The 4632-nt window shown below is 61.1% G+C and carries 5 protein-coding genes; 2 read left to right on the top strand and 3 right to left on the bottom strand.

The window, feature by feature from the left end; all coding sequences use genetic code 11:
* Positions 1–1637, bottom strand: a 1637-nt coding sequence (locus MFF42_RS24810) for a recombinase family protein (protein WP_238258606.1), incomplete at its 3' end; no start/stop codon positions are given.
* Complete coding sequence (locus MFF42_RS24805; RefSeq protein ID WP_238258605.1) at positions 1634–1894, bottom strand: hypothetical protein; 261 nt, start codon at positions 1892–1894, stop codon at positions 1634–1636. The genes MFF42_RS24805 and MFF42_RS24810, both read right to left, overlap by 4 nt.
* A gap of 265 nt (positions 1895–2159) precedes the next feature.
* Between MFF42_RS24805 and MFF42_RS24800 the strand changes: the two genes are divergently transcribed.
* On the top strand, positions 2160–2807 hold the full coding sequence (locus MFF42_RS24800; RefSeq protein ID WP_238258604.1) for a DNA methyltransferase: 648 nt from the start codon (positions 2160–2162) through the stop codon (positions 2805–2807).
* 134 nt (positions 2808–2941) lie between these two features.
* On the opposite strand, the gene MFF42_RS24795 is transcribed toward MFF42_RS24800, so the two are convergent.
* The gene (locus MFF42_RS24795; protein WP_238258602.1) at positions 2942–3631 is read right to left on the bottom strand and encodes a helix-turn-helix domain-containing protein; all 690 of its coding nucleotides are present in this window, start codon (positions 3629–3631) and stop codon (positions 2942–2944) included.
* 653 nt (positions 3632–4284) lie between these two features.
* On the opposite strand from MFF42_RS24795, the gene MFF42_RS24790 reads away from it, so the two are divergent.
* A partial coding sequence (locus MFF42_RS24790; RefSeq protein ID WP_238258601.1) for a ParA family protein occupies positions 4285–4632 on the top strand: 348 nt, incomplete at its 3' end.

Raw genomic sequence — 4632 nt, 5'->3', positions numbered from 1 at the left:
GAATCGTGTCGGGTGCGCCATTCACGAACAAAACTGGGCACTCCGGCCGGAGCGGCCCCGCCACCCATCACCAGACGCTCCAGAACCGTCCGCCGCCCGTGGATACGGATTTCCGTATCACCGACCTCGACCTTGTCGATGACGGCGCGCAGGTATGAGCGGCGGAAGGACATGTCGCCGGTCAGCACGTTCTGGCGCATGACCTCGACGAAAGCCGCGATCTTGTCCTCTGTGACCCGCGCATCGGGGCGCATTTCGGCGACGGCCCGGTCAAAGGCCGTTTGGGCAATGTCCCGCTCGGTCTTGATGGCAGAGACTCGGTCTTTCAGGGTCGGGTCTGCGGGATCAGCGATGCCGTTCTCGATGGCTTGATAGAGGCGGTTCAGCCGGTTTTCGGCGTCGGTGAGCTTCGCCCGGAGCGCCGACAGGCGGCTTACGTGGTCTTCGTCCTTGCGGGTCTGGCGATCCATCAGGCCGCGCAGCAGCGCACCCACCCGCTCCGGGGTCAGGAGCTGTTCGCTGATCCGCTCCATGACTGCATCATCAAGCCGGTCCATGGGTACCGAACGGCCCTTGCAGGCCGTTTTGCCCTTCTGCGCGCAGGTCGCGCAGACATAATATCGATACCGGCCTGACTTCCCCGTACGGATCGTCATGCCCCCGGCGCAGCTGGCGCAGGTGGCGATGCCAGTGAGCAGGATCGGCCCGGTGACAACGCGCGGCGGCGCGGCCTTCGGATTGCGGGCCTTGAGGCTCGCCTGGAGGGCATCGAATTTGGCCGGTTCGATGATCGGATCGCAAGCAACGACGATGTGCTCGGAGGCCGGCTTTTCCTTGCGGGTCTTGGAGTCCTTGCGGTTGAACACCGCCTCACCCTTGTACACCGTGTTGGTGACAAGGCTATGCAGCGGACCAATGCCCCACCGCGCCCCGCCGCGCGTGCGGTAGCCGCGTTCGTTCAGCCAGCACACCGCCGCCTTGATACCCATGGGGCCGGAGATACCGTCTCCTTCCATCAGGAGCCGGAAGATGAGGCGCACGGTCTCTGCCTCGACAGGGTCGACGGCGAGCTTTTTCTTGATGCGCGCGCCGCGCTCCCCGGCCGCCACAGTCGTGTAGCCAAACGGCGGAGCCGCACCATTCCAGAAGCCCTGCCGGGCATTCTCGTTCATGGAGCGGCTGACGTGTTTGCGGATTTCGTTCGACTGGTATTCGTCGAACAGTGCGAAGACTTGCCGGACCATGACGCCGACGGGGTCATCGCCCACTTCCTGCGTCATCGAGACAAGTCGCACGCCAGCTTTCGCGAGACGGCGGACGTGCATTTCCTGCAAGAACGCATCGCGCATGAAGCGGCTAAGCGAATGCACCAGCACCACGTCGAAGGGTGAGCCGCCGCCAGTGGCGATCTCAAGAAGGCGTTGCAGCTCTGGCCGGTTGTCGGTTGTGCCGGATAAGCCGGCATCGACGAATTCGGCAGCTACGGTCCAGCCGCGCGCAGTGCAGAAGGCTAATGCCTGCCGGCGCTGATCCGGAATGGAAAGGTCACTCTCCGCCTGCCGGCCTGTGGACACGCGCAGGTAAAGCGCGGCCCGGAGCGGCGCGCCCTGATCGGCAGATGCGGACATGGTCTTCATCGCGCTCGTCTCCGAACCCGGTTTGCTTGGTCGATATCAACATGGGTTTGCGGCTGATCCGAGTCGGAAATGCCGGAATCCTTGGCTTTGGGCGGAGTTTCGCCCGCCATCACGGCCCGGAATGCGGCCATCAGGAAGGCTTCAACGGCGTCCAACTCACCGTCCGAAACCGGCAGGTCCGCAAGATCATCGGCCACGCGGAAGCCGTGGCGCTCCGCATGCGCGATATCGGCCAGCTTGTGGTCGCGCGTGTCCATGGCCGGACACTGCCCGGCAGCATCCCTGCTGGATTGAGCACAGTCTGGTCACGTCAGTCGGGAAAACCGGGTCTGCCGGGCATCCGGCCTTGTGGCGTTTCGGAGAGGATCGCAGCGGTGACGGCCCGCAGTCGTCGGCGCAACGGCCTGCCCGCTCCTTCGCATGCGCTCCCGTGTTGGCCGTGTTCTCTGCGGTGCGCCGCCTCCTTGGCAAGCCGTCCTGTCCCTCCGCGTCGAAACGCAAAAAACAAGGCCGGAGGACGCCATGAACCAGACCAGTCTCTTTTCCCGCAACGTGATCCATCAGGGTGATTGCATCAGCGTCATGCGCCGGATGCCCGCCCGCTCGGTGGACTTCATCCTGACCGACCCGCCCTATCTCGTGCGCTATCAATCCCGCGACGGTCGCCGCATCATCAATGATGACAATGGCCGCTGGCTCGGACCGGCCGCGCGGGAGATGTTCCGGGTTTTGAAACCCGACAGCCTGTGCGTGAGCTTCTACGGCTGGACGCAAACGGACCGGTTCATGGGCGCCTGGCGCGCGGCCGGTTTCCGGATCGTCGGCCACATCGTCTTTCGGAAGAAATACGCGTCCGCTTCCCGGTTCGTCAGCTACACGCACGAGTCCGCCTATGTGCTGGCCAAGGGCCGCCCCGCTTTGCCGGAGAACCCGCCGGCTGATGTCATCGACTTCCCTTACACGGGGAACCGGCTGCATCCGACGCAGAAACCCGTGGCCATCCTGAAGCCCCTGATCGAGGCGTTCTGCCCCGAAGGCGGGCTGGTGCTGGACCCGTTCTGCGGTTCGGGATCGACCCTTGTCGCGGCTTGCGAGGCTGATTGTGACTATGTCGGCATAGAGCTGGACCGCAACTATCACCGGATCGCGGCGCGAAGGCTGGCGGCGTAACGCCCCGCCTTTTCGTGACGTTGCGCTATGGTGGGTTCTGGCACTGAACACGCCAAACCCACCCCCTGAAGGCAATACTGACCTCTCCGCCCCTCTACCGGGCAGGAATTGGCCCTGCGGATTACGCCGTTCCCTTAGGCAAGATAGACCGGCGGCAGTGCTGTGAGCGGTTTCGTTTTCATAAGGGAACGGAACACGCCGTCCATGCATCGCAGTGCCCACTGGTCGACGGGCATGCTGCAAGCCTTTCCTTGAAATAATAACCTGAACCTATGATTCAGTGACTCTGGTGTCGCCCCTGGGTTCTGGGCGTTTTGCGGCCAGCTTTGACGGTGATGGGCGGCCAGAAGCGGCGCGAGCAGTCGGACCATGAGCCCGATGCACATGCGCGAGCGCGGAGAGGCTACGACCTCGACCGCCACATAGCCCCCCTCCTCCAACTGCCTGAGATAGCGTTGCACCGAACGGCGGCAGCGCCCAAGTGCGCGTGCGAGGTAGGTGACCGTCACCGGCAGTACCCGCCCTTCTCTGTTCTGGCGATAGGTCAGCTCCGCGATCTTGCGCGCGCAGCGCCGCGCGCCGTCGGTTAGGTTCTGATCGTCTTCGATGCGCGCGGCCAGCTCCGGCACGTAGCCATTGCCCGTGTGCGAGACCGCGCGGCGCGGACGCTCGGTCGCCGCATACCGGTGGCAGGTTTGCAGTGATCGCTGGCGGCGCTCCGGATCGATTGTTGGGACGTGCAAAGTCTGGAACGACGAAGCGCGATTCTTGAGGGTGCGCGCCGATTCGATGAAAGCGGCCTGCGCGTCATTATGCATAGTCATTTGGTTTCTCCTTATCGTTCGGAGAAAACCCGCAGAGAATATGGGCGCGCGATCTCATCGCAAAAATGTATTGCGATTAGTTTTGGAGCATGAGATATTCGGAGTGCTGATTTCACGAATATCTCGATTTATCGAGCGACCCGCCCTTCTTGGCGGGTTTTCTTTTTGTTATTTCAAAATCGCCTCTTGAGTGATTGAAGACTGGCGCGGCTCTTGTGGAGCCACAACAAATTGTCAGCAATGTCTCCGGCTATAGCAAGTCGGTTTTCCCGCGATGCGGGTTTGCAGGGCTTTAGCGCACCGTTGTCTGATTCTCGGCGCGGCCCTGAGACAGCTGAATCGTGCGATTACCCACAGAATCACCGAATCTCTTGTCATATCTCGTGCCACGTAGCGCACGATTTGCTTCAGTTCTCGGCGGCGTGGGCCAGGGAACGGTATCAGCTAGCTAACTGCTAGCTTTCTGATAGCTACTTGGATGATAGCGACAAGCTACTTTCTGGATATCAAATAGCTATCCGATATCTAATAGATGTCTGCTTAGTATCCAGTAGCTACCGGATAACCAATAGATTGCTGTTTGGTAGCCATTAGCTATCTGGTATTATTTTACAAGAAGGTGATTCATTTAAACTTTTACATAGTGAGCGTGCATGCCTGTAGTCTCATTTGCCAATCCCAAAGGTGGCGCCGGAAAAACAACATCAGCTTTGCTTCTTGCAGGAGAGCTTGCCGCCAAAGGCGCGCGCGTCACCGTCATCGACGCAGACCCCGAGCGCTGGATTTCGCAGTGGGGCAAAATGCCGGGCAAGCCCTCTAACATCGACATCATCGCGGATGTGACCGAAGACACGATTGTCGATCTCATCGAGAACGCCGCCGCCAAAGCGCAGTTCGTCATCGTCGATCTTGAAGGCACGGCCAGCCTCATGGTCGCCAATGCCATCGGCATGTCAGACCTTGTCATCATCCCGGCGCAGGGTGCGTCCATGGACGCGAAG

Source organism: Methylorubrum podarium, assembly GCF_022179745.1.
In the GTDB taxonomy this organism is placed as follows: domain Bacteria; phylum Pseudomonadota; class Alphaproteobacteria; order Rhizobiales; family Beijerinckiaceae; genus Methylobacterium; species Methylobacterium podarium.
This window is presented reverse-complemented; position numbering and strand designations above follow the sequence as displayed.

Bases quoted from the DNA above. Each gene is read 5' to 3' on its own strand.
- MFF42_RS24805 (WP_238258605.1), bottom strand. From the start codon at position 1,894: ATGGACACGCGCGACCACAAGCTGGCCGATATCGCGCATGCGGAGCGC.
- MFF42_RS24800 (WP_238258604.1), top strand. From the start codon at position 2,160: ATGAACCAGACCAGTCTCTTTTCCCGCAACGTGATCCATCAGGGTGAT.
- MFF42_RS24795 (WP_238258602.1), bottom strand. From the start codon at position 3,631: ATGACTATGCATAATGACGCGCAGGCCGCTTTCATCGAATCGGCGCGC.